Origin of the sequence: Mitsuaria sp. BK041, from assembly GCF_014193085.1 — a bacterium.
Taxonomy (GTDB): domain Bacteria; phylum Pseudomonadota; class Gammaproteobacteria; order Burkholderiales; family Burkholderiaceae_C; genus Roseateles.
In genome coordinates, this window is the sequence record NZ_JACHYT010000001.1 from 780,131 (window position 1) to 801,385 (window position 21,255).

Here is a 21,255-nt window from a genome sequence, read left to right on the forward strand (position 1 = left end):
CGCGCGCCGACATGCCGCCCGCCCGCACCGAAGAGGCCGTCGATGCCAGCGCTTCCGGGACGGGAACCGGATCTCCTGGCTCCTCGGGCATGGGTGATGGCGCAGGCACTGGCACTGGCACTGGCACTGGCACTGGCACTGGCACTGGCGCCGACGCCCGCACCCGCCTGCTGGTCGTGCAGGCGCTGAGCGTGCAGCCGCTGGCCGCCGTGCTGGAGGAGAGCGGCTACGAGCTGCTCCGCGCCGCGGATGCGATCGCGGCGGTCGACGGCCTGGGCGCGCGGCCCTCGCTGGTGATCATGGACATGACCCTGCCCGACCTGCCGGGCGACGGCCCGCTGGAGCTGCTGCGGCGGCTGGCCGCGGGCCCGGCGCCGGTGCTGACGCTGAGCCGGCCGCAGGACCCGCCGCGCATCGGCGCGCTGCTGGCCGCCGGGGCGGCCGAGTGCCTGATCAAGCCAGTGCGCATGAGCGAGCTGCTGATGCGGATCGAGCGCCTGCTGCGCCCGGCGCGCGGCACGGGCACGGCGGCGCCGCGCCGGCCGACGGCCAGCATGACGGTGCGCGAGCGTGACGGCCACTGCGCCTGGCAGACGCCGCAGGCGCGGGCCTTGATGGGCGCCTACTTCCCGCCGCCGTGGTCGGACCATGCGCGCCTGCCGCCGGAGGTGCTGGCCTGGCTGCACCGCGAGGCGCTGCGTCGGCGCGCCGGCGCGCCGCCGTCCTCGCTCACTGTGGCGCCGCCCTCCGGCGCACCGCGCCAGCGCCTGAGCTTCGCGCTGATGGCCGCCGACCCCGAGGTCATCGGCGACGGCCACTGGCTGCTGGTCCTGCGCGAAGCCGACGAGGCCGCCAGCATCGCGACGCTGGCCAAGGCGCTGGACCTGCCGCAGGCCGACGCCGAACTGCTCTTCGGGCTGCTGGGCCGCCCGCGCCCGGAGCAGCAGGCCGAGGCCCTGGGCCTGAGCGAGGCGGCCTACGGGACGCGGGTCGACGCGCTGTGCCGCCGCCTGGCGGTGAGCGACCTGATGCAGGCGCTCGAGCGCGCCCGCCAGGTCCTGGACCGGCCGGCCTGAGCCGGACAGGGGACAATCCGGCCCCATGTCCGCCGGAAATCCCCTGTTCAGCTCCCCTGTTCCCGACACGCCTGTGCCCGACGAGCGCCAGCGCTTCCTGCGCCTGCTGCGCACCGCGCTGGCCGAGCGCCGCTTCCAGCGCCTGCTGCTGGGCCGCCATGAGGGCGAGGACGCCTCGATCGAGCGCCTGACGGTGCGCGACATCGAACTGCGCGGCGAGCGCGCGCTCAGCTTCCTGTGGCGGCACAAGACCAAGGACGTGACCAAGAACCATCCGCTGGAGGAAGGCCTGGCGCTGCTGGAGCAGCTGCTGGGCCGCGATTTCCAGCAGGCCCACCTGGACACGCTCGGCGAGGAGGTCCAGCTGCGCTTCAGCCGCAAGGGCAAGCCACTGCTCCAGGTGGGGAAGAAGGCCGCGCCGCAGGCGGGCGGCCCGGCCGGCCCCGACGGCCCGGCCGGCGAGGGCGCTTCGATCGCGCCCGGCGGCCATGACCGCGCCAAGCCGCGCGAGCTGTCGATGGCGCAGCCCTTCTGGCGCGACCTGGGCGTCACGCACGAGCTCAAGGGCCAGGCCGCGCTGGTGCCGGCGATGGCGCGCAAGTGGAAGCAGATCAACAAGTTCATCGAGATCTTCGGCGCCGCGGTCCGCAAGGCGGGCCTGGACGCGCCGGCCAGCGCGGACCGCCCGGTGCGGGTGGCCGACTTCGGTTCCGGCAAGGGCTACCTGACCTTCGCGATGCACGACTGGCTGCGCGCGCAGGGCCTGGTGCCGCAGGTGCAGGGCGTGGAGCTCAAGCAGGACATGGTGGCGCTGGGCAACGCGGCCGCGGCCCGGCACGGGCTGGCGGGACTGAGCTTCGAGCACGGCGACGTGCGCGAGCGCGGCGACCAGCCGCTGGACGTGATGGTCGCGCTGCATGCCTGCGACATCGCGACCGACCACGCGATGCACTTCGGCCTGCGCAGCGGCGCGCGGATCATCATGTGCGCGCCCTGCTGCCACAAGGAGATCCGGCCGCAGATGAACACGCCGGCCGCGCTGCGGCCGCTGCTGCAGCACGGCATCCACCTGGGCCAGGAGGCCGAGATGGTCACCGACTCGCTGCGCGCGCTGCTGCTGGAGCTGATGGGCTACGACACGCAGGTCATCGAGTTCATCGCGCTGGAGCACACCAGCAAGAACAAGATGGTGCTGGCGGTCAAGCGTCCGCAAGACCCGTCCCCGGCGCGGCGCGCGGAGCTGCTGTCGCAGCTCGACGAGATCAAGCGCTTCTACGGCCTGCGCAGCCAGGCGCTGGAGACGCTGCTGCGCGTCGAAGGGCGGCTCGAGGTCGACGGCGGCGTGAACCGCGCGTGAAGCTCCTCCGGGGGGCGCTGCGGCAAGGCGCTGCCTGAAATTGAGGCAGCGCAAGAAAGGTCCTGGCGGATCAAGGGCTTGAAGGCGCCGGCCTCAGCTTTTCCCACGACTTGTCCACAGCGGGCGTGGGCAATCGGCATGTCGATTGCCGTTCCGGCGACATGTCGAATGTCCTCGCCCCCATTCCCGCCCCGGTGCCCTGGCTCGCCCGCGTCCTCGGCGTGGTGCTGCTGATCCTCGGATTCGTCATGCTGGCCGCGGGCGGCCTGCTGGCTTCGCTCGGCGGCAGCTGGTTCTACGCGCTGTCGGGCCTGGCCTGGGCCCTCATCGGCGCGCTGATGTGGGGCCGGCTGCGCGAGGCGGTGCTCGGCTACGCGCTCTACTTCCTCGCCACGCTGGCATGGAGCCTGTGGGAGGCGGGCCTGGACTGGTGGCCGCTGGGCGCGCGGCTGGGCGTGCCCTTCGTCCTCGGCGCGGTGCTGCTGGCGCTGGTGCCGACGATGCGCCGCCACCTGCCGGTGGACGATCCGCGGCGCGTCGCGTGGCGCAGTCCGCCGGCGCTGGTGCTGGCCGCGGCGCTGGGCGCCTTCGTGGTCGTGGCCGTCGTGTCCTGGACGCGGGACCTGCACGCGCTGGAGGGCACGATGCCGGCCAACGGCGCGGCGCGTCCCCCGGGCGTGGCGGCGTCGGGCGCCGCGGCTGTGCCCGACGGCGAATGGCATGCCTACGGCCGCACCGGCTTCGGCCAGCGCTGGTCGCCGCTGGCGCAGATCACGCCGGCCAACGTCGGCGACCTCAAGCTCGCCTGGGAGTTCCGCACCGGCGATGTCCGCGGCCGGCCCGGCGACCCGAAGGAGACCACCTTCGAGGTCACGCCGCTCAAGGTCGGCGAGCGGCTGTTCCTCTGCACCCCGCACCAGACGGTGCTGGCGCTGGACGCGACGACGGGCCGCGAGCTCTGGCGCTTCGATCCGCAGGTGCGCGGTGAACTCGCGCTGCAGCACCTGACCTGCCGGGGCCTGTCCTACCAGCCGCCGCCCGATCCGATGGCCGCCGCCGGCGCGCAGGCACCGGCCTGCGCGGCCAAGCTCTTCATGCCGACGGCCGACGCGCGCCTGATCGCGCTCGATCCCGCCTCCGGCAAGCCCTGTCCCGCCTTCGGCCGGCAGGGCGCGGTCGACCTGTGGGCCGGCATGCCCAACGCCAAGCCGGGCGCGTACTACTCGACCTCGCCGGTGGTCGTCACGCGGCGGCTGGTGATCGTCGGCGGCACGGTGCTGGACAACGCGTCGGTCAAGGAACAGTCCGGCGTGATCCGCGCCTACGACATCGAGACCGGCGCGCTGGTCTGGAACTGGGACTCGGCCAACCCGGACGCGACCGCGCCGCTGCCGGCCGGACAGACCTACACGGCCAACTCGCCCAACAGCTGGTCGGTGGCCAGCGTGGACGAGGACCTCGGCCTGGTCTACCTGCCGATGGGCAACCAGCCGCCCGACCAGTGGGGCGGCAAGCGCTCGGCGGCGGTGGAGCGGCATTCGTCCTCGGTGGTGGCGCTCGACCTGGCGACCGGCAAACTGCGCTGGGTCTTCCAGACGGTCCACCACGACCTGTGGGATTACGACGTGCCCGCGCAGCCGGTGCTGGTGGACCTGACGGTGCGCGGCACCCGGGTGCCGGCGCTGGTGCAGCCGACCAAGCAGGGCGAGCTGTTCGTGCTCGACCGCCGCGATGGCCGGCCGGTGTTTCCGGTGACCGAGACGCCGGCGCCGCAGGGCGCCGCGGCGGGCGACTTCACCGCGCCGACGCAGCCGGTCTCGGCGATCTCCTTCAACCCGCCGGTGCTGCGCGAGCGCGACCTGTGGGGCGTGACGATGTTCGACCAGCTCTGGTGCCGCATCGCCTTCCACCGCCTGCGTTATGAGGGCCGCTTCACGCCGCCGTCGACGCAGGGCTCGCTGATCAACCCCGGCAACTTCGGCGTCTTCAACTGGGGCAGCATCGCCGTCGATCCGGTGCGCGGCATCGCCTTCACGACGCCGGCGGTGCTGGCCTTCACCTCGCAGCTGGTGCCGCGCCGCGACGACAGCTCCCAGCTGGTGCAGGACGAGGGACCGCCCAGCGGCTCGCTGCCGGCGCTGAACGAGAACTTCGGCGCGCCCTTCGCGTCGCGGATGAAGCCCTTCACCTCGCCGCTGGGCGTGCCGTGCCAGGCGCCGCCGTGGGGCACGGTGGCCGGTGTCGACCTGAACGAGGGCCGCATCGTCTGGCGCCACCGCAACGGCACGGTGCGCGACCTTTCGCCGCTGCCCCTGCCGCTGCGGCTGGGCGTGCCCAGCCTGGGCGGACCGCTGATGACCGCCGGCGGCCTGGCCTTCCTGTCGGGCAGCATGGACGACTACGTCCGCGCCTACGACGTCAACGACGGCCGCGTGGTGTGGGAAAGCCGGCTGCCGGCCGGCGGCCAGGCCACGCCGATGACCTATCTCGGCGCGGACGGGCGGCAGTACCTGCTGGTGGTCGCCGGTGGGCATGGGTCCACGGGCACCAAGCCTGGCGACCACGTGCGCGCCTACGCGCTGGACAAGCGCTGAGCGCCGCAAGAAAAGAAGCCCGGCCCCTCGTGAGAAGGGCCGGGCAAGAGCGCTGGGACGCCGCCTGGACACCCTGACTGCGAGGGCGTGGCGCTGCGGCGTGGCGATTCGGAAGCGCGTGCGCGCCGGCCATGAGGCGACCCGCGAGGGGCCGCGGCCTGGGCGCGTGGATCGGGGAGGACGTCAGTCGCGTCGCGACCGCGCCGGGGCGGGCCTGGCCGGGCAGGGATGCGAGCAGGGACGCGGGAGCGTGGTCTGCGGGCAGGCGGGCGTGCGGCGTGTCTTCATGCTTCGCATCATCGCCGCCGGGCGCGCCGGCGAGCCGCGAAGAACAGGCCTCAAATCCGGCCAAACAACTGGCCGGATTTCACCGCCATTTCCGCTGGCACGGCGCCGTGGCGCGCGCACCGGCGCCGATCGGGACGCGGAGGTCCTCAGCTCACTTGACGTCCATGCCGAAGGTGTTGGCGATGAAGGCCAGGATGTCCGCGCGCTCCTCGATGATCTTGGAGGTCGGCTTGCCGGCGCCATGGCCGGCCTGCGTCTCGATGCGGATCAGCTTGGGCGCGGGGCCGGTCTCGGCGGCCTGCAGCGTCGCGGTGTACTTGAAGCTGTGGGCCGGCACGACGCGGTCGTCATGGTCGCCGGTGGTGACCAGGATCGCGGGGTAGCGCACGCCGGGGCCGCTCTTGATCGTGTGCAGCGGCGAATAGGCCAGCAGCGCCTTGAACTCGTCCGCGTTCTCCGAGCTGCCGTAGTCCGAGGTCCATGCCCAGCCGATGGTGAACTTGTGGAAGCGCAGCATGTCCATCACGCCGACCTGCGGCACCGCCGCGCCGAACAGCTCCGGACGCTGGTTCACGACCGCGCCCACCAGCAGGCCGCCGTTGGAGCCGCCGTTGATGGCGAGCTTGGCCGGCTGGGTGTACTTGTTGGCGACCAGGTACTCGCCGGCGGCGATGAAGTCGTCGAAGACGTTCTGCTTCTTGAGCTTGGTGCCGGCCTCGTGCCAGCCGGCGCCGTACTCGCCGCCGCCGCGCAGCACGGCCAGCACGTAGACGCCGCCCATCTTCATCCAGGTCGCGGCGGTGACGCCGTAGCCGGGCGTCATCGGCACGTTGAAGCCGCCGTAGCCGTAGAGCAGCGTCGGGTTGCTGCCGTCCAGCTTCAGGCCCTTGCGGTGCGCGATGAAGATCGGCAGCTTCGTGCCGTCCTTGCTGGTGACGAAGACGCGCTTGCTCTCGAACTGGCTGGCGTCGAACGCGGTCTGGGTGCGCTTGAAGAGCTCGGCGCGGCCGGTCTTCGCGTCCAGGCGCCAGATCTCGCCCGGCGTGGTCAGGCTGGTGTAGCTGAAGAAGGTCTCGGGATCGTTCCACTTGCCGCCGAAGCCGGCGGCGGTGCCGACGCCCGGCAGCTGCAGGTCGCGGACATGCTTGCCGCTGGGCGCATGCACGCGCACCAGCGTCGAGGCATCCTGCAGGTAGCTCAGCACCAGGTGGCCGCCGACGCCGCTGGCGGCGGTCAGCGCGTCCTTGGTCTCGGGCACCAGCGTGGTCCAGGTCTTGGGATCCTTGGCGGTCCAGTCCTTGTCGAGGTCGATCGCGATCAGGCGGCCGCGCGGCGCGTCCTTGTCGGTCTTGACGATCAGGCGCTGGCCGTCGAGCACGACGGGGCTGTACTCCGCATCGAAGCTCAGCGTCAGCGGGACCGGCTTGGCGCCGGCGTAGCCGCCCTGGCCGTCCAGCGGCAGCAGCATCAGGCCGTTCTTGCGGGCCGAGCCCTTCCAGACATTGATGAGCGCGAGGCGGCCGTCGTCGGTGACCTCGACGTTGAAGCCCCATTCCTTCTCGGCCGGGTTCTCGGCGACCAGCACGTCGGCGGACTGGGCCGTGCCCAGGCGGTGGTAGTACACCTTCTGGAAGTAGTTGGCGCCGGTGAGGGCCGCGCCGGCCTTGGGCGCGTCGTAGCGCGAGTAGAAGAAGCCCTTGCCGTCGGGCGTCCAGGACGCGCTGGAGAACTTGACCCACTCGATGGTGTCGGGCAGGTCCTTGCCGGTGTCGAGGTCGCGGACCTTCCAGGTCTGCCAGTCGGAGCCGGCGCCGGCGGTGCCGTAGGCCATCAGCTTGCCGTCGCGCGACACGGCGCCGCCGGTCAGGGCGACGGTGCCGTCCTTGGACAGCGTGTTGGGATCGAGCGCGACCTGCGGCGTGTCCTTCAGGCTGCGCGCGGTGTAGAGCACCGCCTGCTGCTGCAGGCCGTCGTTGCGGGTCCAGAAGTAGCGGCCGCCTTCCTTGTAGGGGACGCCGAACTTCTCGAAGTTGTAGAGGTCGGTGTAGAGCTTGCGCGCGGGCAGGCGCTGCGGCATCGCGGCGAGGAACTTGTCGGTGACCGCGTTCTCGGCCTGGACCCAGGCCTTGGTGTCGGCGCTGTTGTCGTCCTCGAGCCAGCGGTACGGATCGGCCACGGTGGTGCCGTGGTAGTTGTCGGTCTGCTCGACCTTGCGGGTGACCGGGTAGCTCAGGCCCTGCGAGGCGGTGGCGGAGGCAGCGGCGGGCGCGGGGGGTTGCGCGGTGGCGGCCGCGCTGGCGCCGAGTCCGACCACCAGCGCGGCGGTCAGCGTGAGACGGGAATGCATGCGGTGTGCTCCTGAGAGTCGGGGAGCCGCCCCGCGGGGCTCGTGGCCGGGCGGGGCGGTGGGCCGGCATTGTGCCCGGCCCACCCGGGGGTGCCTTTGGTCAGGGCGGGGAAACACCGAGGGGCTCGGAGGGCGTCGGCGAGCGGCGACCGCGCCGGGCTGTGGCGTGAGGGACTGGCTCAAAGTGGTCGACTTTCGGCGAGCGCTGACTGGTCCCAGTCGTTTTGGGCGGCTGGCTGAATCCGGGCTGTCGCCAGCGCGCTCAGACTGCTCTTCTCCTCCTTGTTGGAAAGTGCAGGTGCAGAATGAATGCCCTCCTGGATCCCATCCATTTCAGTCCGCCGATGTCCGTGCGCGAGACCGTCACCTTGACCATCCGCATCGATGCGGCGTTGAAGCGCAAGCTGGAAGCAGGCGCTATGGAATCAAACCTCACGCTGGACGAACACGTGTCCTGGTTGATTGAGGAAGCCGTCTTCGTCAACGGCCCGGAGTTCTTTGACCCGGACAACTGGGAGGCCCACGAGTACCGGCTCGTTCAGGAAGCACGTCGGTCCAGTGCGCTCGGACATGATCTGCCTCTCGAGCAGGTTGAAAGGGAGATCGAGGAGCACTTCGGAGCGGAGAGGTCATCCGACCTTCCGAATGAAACTTGAGCGCCGCCATCACGCACGCGGCGCACCGGGATCTCGTCGAGATCCTCAGCCGCATCGGGAGCGACAACCCCTTTGCCGCCAGGAAGATGGCAAAGGAGTTCTTTCGCAAGTTCAGGTTGCTTGCCCTTCAGCCTGGTATCGGCTCGCGCACGCGCTTCAAGGACACGCGGGTATTGGCGGTCAGGCGCAATTACCGTGTGCTCTACGCGTCGCCGCCGCCGCGCCTGATCATTCAACGCGTGATCCATGCGGCGCGGAACTGGCCCGATGCCGAGCTGCCAGAGGGATTGACCTAGTAATCCCACCTCGCTTCCACCTGGAAGGTCCGTCCCGGATACGGATGGAAGTTCCAGTAGCGGTAGTTGTTGAGGTTGTCGACGCCGGCGGCCAGCGTCCACTGGCGGTCGATCTTCCACTGGGCCCGCGTATCGACGGTGAAGTACTTGCTCGCCGCCATGTAGGCGAAGCCGTTGACGTCGCTGTTGTCCAGGGTGCTGAACTGCTTGCCGCTGTAGCGCGCCCCCAGGCTCAGGCTCAGCTCATCCCGCGCCTGCCATTGCGCCAGCAGCGTCGCCCGCCAGCGCGGCACGCGCGGCTGCCATTTGCCGATCGTGTCGCCGGGCACCGCCGCGTAGCCGCTGTTGGCCAGGATGATCGAGTCCGCGAACGTGAGACTGCCTGTCAGCGTGACCCGCTGGGGCAGCGTCGCCGTGCCGCTGAATTCCACCCCGCGCGTGCGCACGTGAGCGATGTTCTGCACCGTGCTGGTCGAGGTGCTCACGCCCGGATTGATCTGCGAATAGAGCGCATCCCGGCTGTCCTCGTGGAACAGCGTGATCCTCAGGCTGTCGCGTCCTCGGCCCGTCCATTCGGCGCTGAGCTCGCTGGTCCAGCTGCGCTCGGGCTTCAGCAGCGGGTTGCTGTTGATGAAGTTGCCGGCCGGGTCGAAGCCGCCCTGGAACAACTCGCTCACCGTGGGAAAGCGCACCGCGCGTCCGGTGCTGGCCTTCAGCACCCAGCGCTCGGAGAGGCCGTAGGACAGCGCCGCCTTCGGCGACCACGCGGTGCGGGCGCGATCGTCGTGCCGATGCGGCGTGGCATCGGCAGCGGCCTGCGTGAGACCGTCGAAGGCCTGCCAGCGCTCGCCGCGCAGGCCCAGCACCGCGGTCCAGTCCGGCGCGAAGCTCCAGGCATCCTGCGCGAAGACGGCCCGCACGCGCGTGTCGCCTTCGAAGCGCGAGGTCTGCGCGCCCGCCGCCCCCCAGCGCCAGTCGCTGAGCGGGGACACCCGCGTGCGCAGCTGGTAGCGCTCCTGCGAGAGGCCAGCGTCGATCGCGTGATCGCTGCCCGCCGGCGTCCAGGTCAGCTTGGCGGACAGCGTGTTCCACCCGGTGCCGGCCTGGTCGGTGAGGCGGCCGCCGTCGCTGGCCTTCTGCGTCGGCGCATAGGCGCGCGAGCGATCGGCGAGGTAGTCGTAGACGCTGCCCGACAGCTCCCAGCCGAGCCCGTCGCTAACGCGCCGCTTCAGCGACAGCGCATGCATGCGGTGTTCGAGCTCATCCCGTGTCTGCGGGAAGTCGCTCGCGGCCAGCGTGTAGCTCTGGCCGTCGATGTTGACCGGCTGCGTGAGGCCGCCACCGTAGCGGTGGTCGACCGGCTGGCCGCTGGCGTCAATCAGGAAGCTTCGCGAGCGGCCATCCGACCGGTTGCTCCACAGCCCGAAGACATAGAGCGCCCGCAGGCCCGGCGCCAGCTCGTAGGCCAGCTTCACCTTCGCCTGATCCTGGACGGTGTCGTACTGCGTGCCGCTGCCGAGCAGCAGCCACGGCTGATTGGTGCGGTTCAGCCCTGGCACTGCGCCTGTCACCGTTGGGGCGGCCGGATTGGCGGCCGAGCTGCTCACAGACCGGGTCGCGAAGGTCTGCGGCTGGCCCTCGCTGTCGGTGCGACCGGCGTGCAGCCACCACGCAAACGCGCCGTCGGCGCTGCCGATCGAGGCGCTGGCCTGCTTCGCGTCGTAGCTCCGCCGCGCGCCGTACAGGCCATCGGGCTGATGGCTGTAGCCAACCCGCGCGTGCGCTTCGAAGCGCGTGGGCATGCGGGTCTGGTAGTCGACCACCGCGCCCACCGCGTTGCCCGGATACGCCGCCGAGAACGGCCCGTACATCACGTCGACGCGGCTGATTTCCTCGGGCGACACCAACCCCCAGCGCGGCGCGAAGGTGGCGCCATTGCCGAGCAGGTTGGACAGCAGGATGCCGTCCGCATAGACCAGCGATCGCGCGCTGTTGCCCGTGCCGGAGGCGCGCGTGGACAGCACCGCGTGGTTGTAGTCGCCGATGTAGCGCTTGCGCACCAGCAGGCTGGGCAGGTACTTGAGCGCATCCTCGGCATCGGTGGCGTTGATGTCGCGGGCGATGTCCTCGCCCGAAACGCCCTCCATCGTCGTGGGGATGCGGCTCGGGAGGGAAGTCGGCGCGGAGCCGTCGACCCGGACGACGCCGAGGGACGCGGCACGCACCCCAGTGTCGTCAACCAGGGTGACACCGAGAGACCTGGCCCTCGGTTCGGCGTCGTCAACACGGTCGGTGCTGGGGGACGCGGTGCGACGCGCAGTGTCGTCTGCCGCGGCGGTGGCGGCGCAGGCGCCCGCAAGCAGGGCAAGCACGCCGACTTGCAGGCGGCGCGCACGGAAATGTCTTTGCATGAAGGGACTCCAACGGAATGAAGGAGCACCGGAAAAGCCGTTGCCTGCAGGGCCCACCGTCGGGCCTCTCCCCCAGCTCCCCGTTTTTCACCCTCTCCCGCAGGGCGGGAGAGGGAGGGGTGAGGGTGGGAGCTCCCGCACGTCGCGGTGCCCCTTGCTGCAGAACCTCACCGATGCAGCGGCCTCAAACCACCGAAGGCGGCGCCCTCGCCGGCGCCCTCCGCCACACATGCGCAGTCACCGCCGCGCTGAAGAACCGCTCCGGCAAACCCTCACGCAACTCAACCCGCGGCGCCAACCCACCCGGCACCGGCGGCAGCGGCAACGCATCCTGATGCAAATGACAGAACGCACAGTGCTGGAACAGCACGTGATCCTGATCCTCCACACCACTTCCCGCCAAACCCTCACGCAACTCGGCAGCCCGCGGGCCCACCAGGCTGGATCGGCAAATCTGCGTCCATGGCGCCAACTCCCCGCTCAACGCCTGCGCCGCCATCGAGGCGGCAGGCAATACCGCCGCCAACCAGAAGACCAAAACGGCCATCCAGCGGACAGAAGCGGAGGGAAATCGCAGACGCATGACGCGGGGGATTCTAGGACCGGGCGCGCGTGCATGGCGGGGGCCGGCGGCGAAGCCGAGCGGACGCGCCAACTCGCTCTGCTCACCTTCGGCTCGCGTCGCTCACACAGACGGCGCTCCAGTCAGATGGAACGCTCGGCTTCGCCGCCGGCCCCCGCCATGCACGCTGCAACGACCGCGGTGCGCGACGAAGCACTTGGGGCGGCGGTCAGGGCTTCTGCAACAGGTCCAGCAAGGTGCGGGCAACCACCTTCGTCGCACGACGAAGATCCGACAACTCGACCCGCTCGTCCGCACGCTTGGCATGCGACTCCAGCACCGTGCGCGGACCCGCACCATAGATCGCCGCAGGAACGCCGTGCTCACCATACAGACGGACATCGGTGTACAGCGGCGTGCCAGAGGTGGGAATCGGCTCGCCGAAGATCAACTCGCCGTGACGCTGCAAGGCCTCGACCAGCGGACGGTTGGACGGCAACGGCTTCAGCGAGCGCGCCAGCAGCAGGCGCTTCACGTCCACCTCGATGCCGGGATACGACGCCGCCGCCGTCGCGATCGTCTCGCGGATCTCGGCCTCGACCACCACCGGGTCCTCCTCCGGAATCATCCGGCGGTCCAGCTTCAAGGTCACCTTGCCCGGCACGACATTCGTGTTGGTGCCGCCTTCGATGCGGCCCACATTCAGATACGGATGCTTGATGCCCTCGACCTGCGACGTGGTGCGCCGGTACTCGGCATTGCGCGCATACAGCGCATTGAGGATCACCACCGCGCCCTGCAACGCATCGATGCCGGTGTCCGGAATCGCGGCATGCGCCATCTTGCCGTGCACCGTCACTTCCATCTGCAGGCAGCCGTTGTGCGCGGTCACCACCTGGTAGCTGAAGCCAGCGGCCAGCAGGTAGTCCGGCTTCGTCAGCCCCTGCCGGAGCAACCAGCCCGGGCCCAGTTCGCCGCCGAATTCCTCGTCGTAGGTGAAGTGCAGTTCGACGCCGCCCTGCAGCGGCGCGCCCAGCGCCTCCAGCGCCCGCAGCGCGAAGGTGTAAGTCGCGAAGTCGCTCTTGCTGACCGCCGACGCGCGCCCGTACAGCCGGCCGTCAACGACCTCGGCGCCGTACGGGTCGTGTGTCCAGCCCTCTCCGGGCGGCACGACGTCCCCATGCGCGTTCAGCGCGATCACCGGCCCCCCGTCCGCGAAGCGGCGTCGCACGATGAGGTTGGTCAGCGATTCCAGGCCGTACTCACGAACCTGCGCCTGCGGCACGGGATGCTGCTCGGCGACATAGCCCATCTCGGCCAGCAGCTCAGCCGTGCGCTCCGCATGTGGCGCGTTGTTGCCCGGCGGCGTGTCGGTAGGCACGCGCACCAGCGCTTGCAGGAAGCGCACTTCGTCGTCGAAGTGGGCGTCGATCCACGCGTCGAGCGCGTCATGCAGGGAGGACGGGGTAGCGGTCATGGGGTGGCAATCCTGAAGCGCGGAGCGATGACGGAAGGTGATGCGGCCTGGAGGGTGTGGCGGCGGACGATCGGACGGGGCGAGCTGGCGCGGCGACCTGACGGGATTCAGAGGTCGTCGAGCAGCGCCTGGAAAGCGCGCACGCAGAGCTCGGTGTCGTCGTTGCTGATCGCCTCCAGCGGGTTGTGGCTGATACCCAGGTTCAGGCCGCGCTGGAACAGCATGGCCTGCGGCATCGCCTGGTGGAGCTTCATCGCGTCGTGGCCCGCGCCCGACGGCATCCGGTGGACCGGCAGGCCGAGGGCGTTCACGGCCCGCTCCCAGCGCGACTGCCAATGCGCGTCGCTCGGGGCGGCGGCGGCGGCTTCGGTGCGTTCGAGCGTGAAGCTCAGGCCGCGCCGCTCGCAGATCTGCGCCAGGCGCGCACGCACGTCGGCATCGAGCGCATCGCGCGCGGCGTCGGTGGTCGCGCGCAGGTCGAGGCTGAATCGGCAGCGGCCGGGGATGACGTTGATCGAGCCATTCGGCACCTGCAGCTGGCCGACGGTGCCAACGACCTCGGGCACCGCGCCGGCGCGTTCCTCGACGTACAGGATGAGCTCCGCGACCGCCGCGGCGGCATCGCGGCGCCGGTCCATCGGCGTGGTGCCCGCGTGCGAGGCCAGGCCGCGCACCTCGCCGACGTAGCGGATGCTGCCGTTGATCGAAGTGACGATGCCCAGCGGCAGGTCGAGCTCGTTGAGCACCGGCCCCTGCTCGATGTGGACCTCGACGAAACCGAGGTAGCGCGCCGGATCGCGCCGCAGCGCCTGGATGGCGTCCATCGTCGCGGGCAGGCCGGCGTCGCGCATGAGGTCGCGCAGCACGACGCCATCGGCGTCGGCCTGGTCCAGCCAGGTCGGATCGAAGCGGCCGACCAGCGCGCTGGAGCCGAGGAAGGTCGCCTTGTAGCGCTGCCCTTCCTCCTCCGAGAACCCGACCACCTCGATGCCGTGCCTGAGCCGGCGGCCCTGGCGATGCAGCTCGCGCACGCAGGCCATGGGGACGAGGATGCCAAGCCGGCCGTCGTACTTGCCGCCGTTGCGCACCGTGTCGTAATGGCTGCCGGTGAGCAGGCGCGGCACTTCGCCGGGCTGCCCGTGGTCCTCGCCGTGGTAGACGCCGACGACATTGCCGACGGCATCGATGCCGACCTCATCGAAGCCGCATTCGCGCATCCAGTCGGCGAGCTGCGCCGCGACCGCCCGGTGGGCCTGCGTCAGGTAGAGCACCGTGAGCTGGCCGTTCTCGGCGAAGCCCGGGTCGGAGAAACGCGCCAGCGATTCCGCCCAGTCCCAGACCTGGTTGCCGAGCTGGGGCTCGACGCCGAACTTGTCGTTGAGCCGGATCTCCGCGATGCGGTGGATGTTGCGCAGGCACTCGGCGCGCTCGATGTCCGGATGCGCGTTCAGGCGCCGCGCGAAGGTGTCGATGATCTGCTGGCGCGACAGGCCGTCGCCGCGCGGGCCGCGCACCGCCAGGATGAAGGGCCAGCCGAAGCGCGCGTTGTAGTCGGCGTTCAGCTGCTGCAGGCGCGCGAACTCCTCGGGCGTGCAGGCGGTGAGGCCGGCGGTGCGCTGCTCGTGGGTGGACTCGGCGGTCAGCGACTTCGCGACCATCGCCTTGCCGGCGAGTTCCGGGTGCGCGCGGATGAGGCCGAGCTGCTCGTCGAGCGCGGCCTCGCGAACCACGGTGGCCAGCGCATGCTTGAGCGCGGCGAGGCTCGCGAAGCCCCCGGCGGGCCGTGTAGCGAAGGCCCGTCGCGCGATCCAGGGCGAATGCTCGTAGACGCCGTCCAGCAGCGCGACGAAGGCGTCCTCGCCCGCCGCGTTCAGCGCGGGCAGGGACAGGACGGGAGAGGGCTGAACGGCGGTGGGGCTCATCGGCGGCTCGGAAGACTCGAAGGATCCGGGGCCTCAGCCCCAGACGAAGGCCTTGTCCGCATCGAATGGATGCGTCGCGCGCCAGTGGCGGGCGATGTCGACGCGGCGGGCGATCCAGACGCGGTCATGCTTCTCGACGTGATCGAGGAAGCGCTGCAGCGCGCGCATGCGGCCGGGCCGGCCGAGCAGCCGGCAATGCATGCCGATGCTCATCATCTTCGGCGCCTCGGCGCCCTCGGCGTAGAGCACGTCGAAGCTGTCGCGCAGGTACTCGAAGAACTCGTCGCCGTGGCTGAAGCCCTGCGGCAGCGCGAAGCGCATGTCGTTGCAGTCCAGCGTGTAGGGCACGACCAGCTGCGGCGCCAGCGTGCCATCGGTCTTGCGGACGTTGAGCCAGAAGGGCAGGTCGTCGCCGTAGTAGTCGCTGTCGTACTCGAAGCCGCCGAAGTCGGCGACCAGGCGCCGCGTGTGCGGGCTGTCGCGTCCGGTGTACCAGCCCGATGGCCGTTCGCCGGTCAGGCGCTGGATGATGTCCATGCCGATGTCCATGTGCTGGCGCTCGGTGGCCTCGTCGACCTGCTGGTAATGGATCCAGCGCCAGCCGTGGCAGGCGATCTCGTGATTCAACTCGACGAAGGCCCGTGTCAGCTCCGGATGCCGCTCCAGCGCCATCGACACGCCGAAGACGGTCAGCGGCATCGCGCGTTTCTCGAATTCGCGCAGCAGCCGCCAGACGCCGGCGCGCGAGCCGTATTCGTAGATGCCCTCCATGCTCAGGTGGCGCGCCGCGAAGGCGGGCGGATTGAACATCTCGGACAGGAACTGCTCGCTGCCGGCGTCGCCGTGCAGCACCGAGTTCTCGCCGCCTTCCTCGTAGTTGAGGACGAACTGCACCGCGATGCGCGCCTGGCCGGGCCATTGCGCGTGCGGCGGGTGTTCGCCGTAGCCGACGAGGTCGCGGGGATAACCAGGGGAGACGACGGGCTTCATGGGCGGGGCGGGGTCAGGGTTGGAGGACCGACTTCAGGTCCTGCACGCGCGGATCGAGCCGCAGGTTGGCCTCGACGTTGCCGAGATGCGCCTCGAGCAGCCTCAGCGCCGCGCGCTTGTCGCGGGCCTCGAGCGCGTCGACGATGGCCTCGTGCTCGGACTGCGATTCGGCGGCGGAATGGGAGCTCTGGTACATCAGCGCGATCAGCGAGCTGCGCGAGAGCAGGTCGGTCAGCAACTGCGCGAGCACCTCGTTGCCCTGCATGCGGGCCAGCACGACATGAAAGTCCGCCAGCAGCCGCGTGCGACCCGGCACGTCGGTGCGGCCGATGGCGTCGCGTTCCTGCTTCAGGTGGGCGCGCAGCTGCTTGATCTGCGCCGGGGTGATGCGCTGGCAGAGGTGGGTCAGCATCGCCGCCTCCAGCATCTTGCGCACCTCGAAGACCTGGCGCGCCTCCTCGACGCTGGGCTGCGCGACGAAGGCGCCGCGGGCCGGCTCCAGCTTCACCAGCCGGTCGCGGCTGAGTTGGTTCAGCGCCTGGCGCACCAGCGTGCGCGAGCAGTCGAAGATGTCCGCCAGCTGCTGCTCGACCAGCTTGGTGCCCGGCATCAGGCGGCGCTCGACGATGGCCTGCGTGATGGCGGCGGTGATGCGCTCGGTGACGGAAGCGCTGGCGTCGAGGTCGCGGGCGTTCATGATGGGGTGGGCGGTGTGTCCCAGAGTGTATACACTTTGCGCTTTCATTCCTCCCATTCATCGAAGGCGCCGATGGGCAAGCTCACCACACACGTCCTGGACACGATGCACGGCCGGCCGGCGGCCGGCATGGCGGTGCGGCTGTACCGGCTGGAGGCGGGCGGGCCGCAACTGCTGCAGGCGCTGACGCTCAATGCCGACGGCCGCGCGGACGCGCCGCTGCTGGCGGACGAGGCGCTGCGCGCGGGCCGCTACCGCCTGGTGTTCGAGGTTGCCGCCTATTTCCGCGGCCAGCGCGTCGAGTTGCCCGAGCCCGCATTCCTCGACGAGGTCCCGCTGGACTTCGGCATCGCCGATCCGGCGGCGCACTACCACGTGCCGTTGCTGACCACCCCTTGGTCGTACTCCACCTACCGGGGCAGTTGAGGCGACCGATGCGGCCCTGGCAGACCCTGGCCCTGAAGCTCGCGCGCGAGCCGGCGGTGCTGGTGCGCGTCGAGACGCTGCAGGGCAGCGGGCCGCGGGAGGTCGGGGCCTGGATGGCGGTGACCGCGTCGGAGGTGGTGAACACGATCGGCGGCGGTCAACTGGAATTCGATGCGATCGCCAAGGCGCGCGCCGCGCTTGCGGCGGGCCGGGTGATGGAGGCGCGCCAGCGCTTCGCGCTCGGGCCGTCGCTGGGCCAGTGCTGCGGCGGCGTCGTGTGGCTGGGCTTCGAGTGGCTGGACGCCCGGTCGATCGCGGGCCTTGCCGAGCGCCTGGGCGACCAGAGCGGCTGGCGGCCGATCGCGCTGTTCGGTGGCGGCCACGTGGGCCGCGCGATCGTGGACCTGCTGGCCCGGCTGCCGGTGCGGGTCCACTGGATCGACAGCCGCGAGGGCGTCTTCCCCGAGACGCTGCCCGACAACGTCCGCGCCGAGCAGTCCGAGCCGGTGCAGGGCGCGGTGCCGACGCTGGCGGCCGGCTCGCAGGTGTTGATCATGAGCTTCAGCCACGCGGAGGACCTGGACATCGTGGCCGCGTGCCTGAAGCGCCAGCGCGAGGCCCGCGACCTGCCCTCCATCGGTCTGATCGGCAGCAGGAGCAAGTGGGCGACCTTCCGGCACCGGCTGGAGGCACGGGGCTTCAGCCCGGCCGAACTCGCCCACGTGACCTGCCCGATCGGCATTCCGGGCATTGTGGGCAAGCAGCCGGAAATCGTGGCGCTCTCGGTCGTCGCCCAGGCGATGCAGACGCCCACCGAGCCCCGCTGAGCCGCGCTCAACTCTCGCTCCGCTCGACTCCCTCTCCCGCTTGCGGGAGAGGGCAGGGGTGAGGGCCAGCAGCCGCTCGCAGCGCACCAAACTGTATACACTCCCCTCCTCAACGTCGCCGCGGCGCCCAGTTTTTCTCAGCGCGACGCTTGCCGGTTCACAGCGCCCGCAGTGGTGGTCCGGAACTTGCTCAACGTTCGTTGATGGACAGCTACCTGCTTGACTGGGCCAATCTGCTGCTGCGCTGGCTGCACGTGATCGTGGCCATCGCCTGGATCGGCGCCTCGTTCTATTTCGTCTGGCTGGACAACCACCTGCTCAAGCCGCAGGCCGAGGACCTGAAGGCCAAGGGCGTGGATGGCGAGCTCTGGGCGGTGCACGGCGGTGGCTTCTACAACCCGCAGAAGTACATGGTGGCGCCCGCCAACCTGCCGCGGGAGCTGCACTGGTTCTACTGGGAAAGCTACTGGACCTGGATGAGCGGCTTCGCGCTGTTCGCGCTGCTCTACCTGTTCAACGCCGACACCTACCTGATCGACAAGCGCGTCCATGACTGGAGCGCCGGCGCGGCGGTGGCCGCGGCGCTGGGCTTCCTGGCCGGCGGCTGGATCGTCTACGACCAGATCTGCCGGCGCTTCGGTCGCAAGGCCGACGGTTCGATCGGCAACGACGGCGTGGTGCTCGGGCTGGTCGCCGTGGCCATCGTCGCTGCGGCCTGGGGCGCGAGCCAGCTCTTCGCCGGGCGTGCGGCGTTCCTGATCACCGGCGCGATGATCGCCACGATGATGAGCGCGAACGTCTTCTTCTGGATCATTCCCGGCCAGAAGCAGGTGATCGCCGACATGCGGGCCGGTCGGCCGGTGGACCCGGTCCACGGCCAGCGCGGCAAGCAGCGCAGCGTGCACAACACGTACTTCACGCTGCCGGTGCTGATCGCGATGCTGTCCAACCACTACGGCATGCTCTACAGCCATCCCCAGAACTGGCTGGTGCTGGTGCTGCTGATGCTGGTGGGCGCGCTGGTGCGGACCTGGTTCGTGAAGCGCCACAAGGGCGTCGATGCCTGGCCGCTGCTGGTGGCCGTGGTCATGCTGCTGGCGGGACTGATCGCGTGGCTCGCACCGCAACCGGCGATGGTGCCCGTGACCGCGGCCCCCGCGCTGAGCGCCCCGGCCACGTCCGGCGCTGCGTCGACTGAGGCGACCACCGACGGCAAGGTGTCCTTCGAGACGGTGAAGGCCATCGTCGCCGCCCGCTGCCTGGCCTGCCACAACGCGGCGCTGGCGCCCAAGCGCATCCAGTTCCACGAGCCGCAGCTGATCGAGCAGCACGCGGCCGAGATCTACCAGCAGGTGGTCGTGCAGAAGAGCATGCCGCTCAACAACGCGACCGGCATCACCGACGAGGAGCGGGCGACGCTCGGACGCTGGTTCAAGGAGCGTTGACGCCGCCGCAGGCTCCTGGCCGGAGCCACTCGCTCAGACCAGATCGCCCATGACCTCGATCGGAATGATTGCGCCCGGATGCTGGATCACCCGCGCCGCGACGCGATTGCCGAAGACCGCCGCGCTCACCGCATCCGCGCCGGCCAGGCGCCGCGCCAGGTAGCCGCCCGCGAAGGCATCGCCCGCGGCGGTCGTGTCGACGACGCGCGCCACTGCCTCCGTCGGCGCCTCGGCCCAGTGCCCGGGCGCCTGCGCGCTGTGCACCAGCGTGGGCGATGCACCGCGTTTGATCAGCACCTCCGGCGTCGGCAGCGACTGTGCCTGCGCGATAGCAGCCTCCACGGAATCGAGGCCCGTCAGCGCCTGATGGTCGTCCGCGGTCACCAGCGCGATCGTGGCCAGCGAGAACGCGCGCTCGAAGGCGACGCGTGCCGCGGCGCGGTCGGGCCATAGGCGCGGGCGGAAGTTGTTGTCGAACACCACCTGCGCGCCGCGTGCGCGCAGGCGCTCCATCAGCGCGAAGAGCCGCTCCCGCCCCGCGGGCGGCAGCACGGCCAGCGTGATGCCGCTGAGGTAGAGCGCGTCGAAGTTCTCGGCATGGTGCTCGAGCGGGCTGACGGCCTCATCGAAATAGGCCTTCGCCGCGGCGGTGTCGCGCCAGTAGTGGAAGCTGCGCTCGCCGGCAGGATCGACCTCGATCAGGTACAGCCCGGGCATGCGTCCGGGGATCCGCCGCACCAGCCGAGTGTCGATGCCCTGGTCGCGCCAGCGCTCCAGCAGGCCGGTGCTCAGGCCGTCGTCGCCGAGGGCGGTCGCATAGGCCACCTGCACGCCGGCCGCATCGCCGCAGCGCTTGAGGTACACGGCGGTGTTGAAGGTGTCGCCGCCATAGCCCTGGGTCATGGGCCCGAAGGCCTGGCCCTTGAGTTCCAGCATGCATTCGCCGATCACGGCGACGCGTCGAGTCATCGGAGATCTCCCATCCTTGGCTGATTCGCTCAGCGCAGCCAACGCTGAAGTTCCGGCATCGCGACGGGCAACTGCCCGGCGACCATCGCCGAGAACACCTGCGCGCCCTTGGCGCCCAGGTGGGTGCGATCGAACACCGGATTGGCCGCGCCGGCGCGTTCGGGCGAGGAGGCGCCCTGCGCGGGCGCATCGATCGGCTTGGGCGCCATCGCGAGCGTGTCGGCCTCCGCTTCACCCATCGCCTGCACCGCGGCATGGCTGATCGCGTTCAGGTCGATCACCGGCACGCGGTGCTCGGTGGCGACGCGGATCATCGCCTCGGCCCAGGGACGCAGCGCGTTGTCGAGCCGCCCCTGTGCGTCGAAGCTGCGTCGCGTGAGCGGCGTCAGCATCACCAGGCGCGCGCCGGTCGGCGCCACGTCGTCGATGTAGCGGGCGAGATTGGCGGGGAACTCGGTCTGGAGGTCGGTCGAGCGGCCCGGCTTGCCGGGCTGGTCGTTGTGGCCGAACTGCATCAGCACCACGTCGGTCTGCCCTGCCGGCCGGGCGCGCAGCAGCGCCATCACCTGGTCCCACAGACCTTCGGCACGGAAGCTCTTCGTGCTGCGCCCGCCCTTGGCGAGGTTGAGGCAGCTCACCTCGGGCTGGAAGCGCGCGCACAGCGCATCGCCGTAGCCGCTCTTCGTGGCCATCGTCGAATCGCCGACAAGGATCACGCGCAGAGACGATGGCGGCGATGGCAATGGCGCCGGTGCTTGCGCTTGCGCCTGTACGACGCCAGCCACGACGCTGAGCGCAGCGAGCCATGCCTTCTTCATGAGTCCTCCAAGGGTGTGCGACCGGAATGGGGCTTGGGGGTCCAGGAGGGAGCCCCCATGCCCCGTGGAGAGTCGGCGCTTGGCCGGCGCCGGTGGG

The 21,255-nt window shown here is 70.5% G+C and carries 17 protein-coding genes; 8 read left to right on the forward strand and 9 right to left on the reverse strand.

All coding sequences use genetic code 11. From position 1 onward, the window contains the following. Nucleotides 1-89: 89 nt before the first annotated feature. The 3 genes from FHT38_RS03385 to FHT38_RS03395 all read left to right on the forward strand — a co-directional run bounded on the left by FHT38_RS03385 (nt 90) and on the right by FHT38_RS03395 (nt 5,027). Entirely contained in the window at nt 90-1,076 is a 987-nt protein-coding gene (locus tag FHT38_RS03385; RefSeq protein ID WP_183489881.1) for a response regulator, read from the forward strand. 25 nt (nt 1,077-1,101) lie between these two features. Next, on the forward strand, nt 1,102-2,433 hold the full coding sequence (locus FHT38_RS03390; RefSeq protein WP_183489883.1) for an SAM-dependent methyltransferase: 1,332 nt from the start codon (nt 1,102-1,104) through the stop codon (nt 2,431-2,433). Nucleotides 2,434-2,594: 161 nt separating this feature from the next. Next, nucleotides 2,595-5,027, forward strand: coding sequence for a membrane-bound PQQ-dependent dehydrogenase, glucose/quinate/shikimate family (locus tag FHT38_RS03395; protein ID WP_183489886.1), 2,433 nt, complete (start codon nt 2,595-2,597; stop codon nt 5,025-5,027). Nucleotides 5,028-5,466: 439 nt separating this feature from the next. Here the strand turns inward: FHT38_RS03395 and FHT38_RS03400 are convergent, their stop codons facing one another. Beyond that, complete coding sequence (locus FHT38_RS03400; RefSeq protein WP_183489889.1) at nt 5,467-7,662, reverse strand: prolyl oligopeptidase family protein; 2,196 nt, start codon at nt 7,660-7,662, stop codon at nt 5,467-5,469. Nucleotides 7,663-7,967: 305 nt separating this feature from the next. Here FHT38_RS03400 and FHT38_RS03405 point away from each other — a divergent pair, with 305 nt between their 5' ends. Beyond that, nucleotides 7,968-8,318: a hypothetical protein gene (locus tag FHT38_RS03405; protein ID WP_183489892.1), complete on the forward strand. Its 351-nt coding sequence runs from the start codon at nt 7,968-7,970 to the stop codon at nt 8,316-8,318. After that, entirely contained in the window at nt 8,315-8,614 is a 300-nt protein-coding gene (locus tag FHT38_RS03410; protein WP_147239923.1) for a type II toxin-antitoxin system RelE/ParE family toxin, read from the forward strand. The genes FHT38_RS03405 and FHT38_RS03410 overlap by 4 nt, the downstream gene beginning before the upstream one ends. Here FHT38_RS03410 and FHT38_RS03415 read toward each other — a convergent pair. From FHT38_RS03415 to FHT38_RS03440, 6 genes are all read right to left on the reverse strand, one after another. After that, entirely contained in the window at nt 8,611-10,839 is a 2,229-nt protein-coding gene (locus FHT38_RS03415; protein WP_183489895.1) for a TonB-dependent receptor, read from the reverse strand. The two genes, FHT38_RS03410 and FHT38_RS03415, sit on opposite strands and share 4 nt — an antisense overlap. A gap of 370 nt (nt 10,840-11,209) precedes the next feature. Beyond that, the gene (locus FHT38_RS03420) at nt 11,210-11,608 is read right to left on the reverse strand and encodes a DUF2946 domain-containing protein (RefSeq protein WP_183489898.1); all 399 of its coding nucleotides are present in this window, start codon (nt 11,606-11,608) and stop codon (nt 11,210-11,212) included. Nucleotides 11,609-11,816: 208 nt separating this feature from the next. Continuing rightward, nucleotides 11,817-13,064: a M20/M25/M40 family metallo-hydrolase gene (locus tag FHT38_RS03425; RefSeq protein ID WP_183489901.1), complete on the reverse strand. Its 1,248-nt coding sequence runs from the start codon at nt 13,062-13,064 to the stop codon at nt 11,817-11,819. Between the two features lie 107 nt (nt 13,065-13,171). Next, a complete protein-coding gene (gene uraD, locus FHT38_RS03430) occupies nt 13,172-14,986 on the reverse strand; it encodes a 2-oxo-4-hydroxy-4-carboxy-5-ureidoimidazoline decarboxylase (protein WP_183489906.1) in 1,815 nt (604 codons plus the stop codon). Nucleotides 14,987-15,019: 33 nt separating this feature from the next. Then, nucleotides 15,020-15,976 carry an allantoinase PuuE gene (puuE, locus tag FHT38_RS03435; RefSeq protein ID WP_183489909.1) on the reverse strand — a complete coding sequence of 319 codons (957 nt, stop codon included), beginning with the start codon at nt 15,974-15,976 and terminating at the stop codon, nt 15,020-15,022. 13 nt (nt 15,977-15,989) lie between these two features. Then, nucleotides 15,990-16,673, reverse strand: a complete 684-nt coding sequence (locus FHT38_RS03440; protein WP_183489913.1) for a GntR family transcriptional regulator — start codon at nt 16,671-16,673, stop codon at nt 15,990-15,992. A 72-nt stretch (nt 16,674-16,745) separates the two neighbouring features. Between FHT38_RS03440 and uraH the strand changes: the two genes are divergently transcribed. From uraH to FHT38_RS03455, 3 genes are all read left to right on the forward strand, one after another. Beyond that, entirely contained in the window at nt 16,746-17,099 is a 354-nt protein-coding gene (gene uraH, locus FHT38_RS03445) for a hydroxyisourate hydrolase (RefSeq protein ID WP_091721870.1), read from the forward strand. 8 nt (nt 17,100-17,107) lie between these two features. Next, on the forward strand, nt 17,108-17,926 hold the full coding sequence (xdhC, locus tag FHT38_RS03450; RefSeq protein ID WP_183485512.1) for a xanthine dehydrogenase accessory protein XdhC: 819 nt from the start codon (nt 17,108-17,110) through the stop codon (nt 17,924-17,926). A gap of 203 nt (nt 17,927-18,129) precedes the next feature. Beyond that, on the forward strand, nt 18,130-19,371 hold the full coding sequence (locus FHT38_RS03455) for a urate hydroxylase PuuD (protein ID WP_183489916.1): 1,242 nt from the start codon (nt 18,130-18,132) through the stop codon (nt 19,369-19,371). Between the two features lie 33 nt (nt 19,372-19,404). Here FHT38_RS03455 and FHT38_RS03460 read toward each other — a convergent pair whose 3' ends face one another. Together FHT38_RS03460 and FHT38_RS03465 are read right to left on the reverse strand one after the other, a co-directional pair. After that, the gene (locus FHT38_RS03460; protein ID WP_183489918.1) at nt 19,405-20,340 is read right to left on the reverse strand and encodes a sugar kinase; all 936 of its coding nucleotides are present in this window, start codon (nt 20,338-20,340) and stop codon (nt 19,405-19,407) included. A gap of 29 nt (nt 20,341-20,369) precedes the next feature. After that, nucleotides 20,370-21,158: a rhamnogalacturonan acetylesterase gene (locus tag FHT38_RS03465; RefSeq protein WP_183489921.1), complete on the reverse strand. Its 789-nt coding sequence runs from the start codon at nt 21,156-21,158 to the stop codon at nt 20,370-20,372. Nucleotides 21,159-21,255 lie beyond the last annotated feature (97 nt).